This is a genomic window from Pelorhabdus rhamnosifermentans (assembly GCF_018835585.1).
GTDB classification, from domain to species: Bacteria; Bacillota; Negativicutes; order UMGS1260; family UMGS1260; genus Pelorhabdus; species Pelorhabdus rhamnosifermentans.
In genome coordinates, this window is sequence record NZ_JAHGVE010000204.1 from 1 (window position 1) to 217 (window position 217).

Annotated in this window: 1 rRNA gene; it reads right to left on the reverse strand. The window is 41.5% G+C overall.

Annotated elements, in window-relative coordinates:
- A 5S ribosomal RNA gene (gene rrf, locus Ga0466249_RS26370) occupies positions 1–81 on the reverse strand; the annotation flags it as partial.
- Positions 82–217: the final 136 nt, after the last annotated feature.

Genomic DNA, 217 nt, shown 5'->3' on the forward strand with positions numbered 1-217 from the left:
CCAAGTACTTTCGACGTATAAGGGCTTAACTTCTGTGTTCGGTATGGGAACAGGTGGATCCCCTTAGCTATCGTCACTGAATTAGAGAAAGTTTTGCTCTCTCAAAACTATACAGAAGAAGAAGTTTTACTTAATGTACCTTAGAATCTTATCATTTCGGCTTTTTTAAGTCAAGCCCTCGGCCTATTAGTACCAGTCAGCTCCAGCAATCACTCGC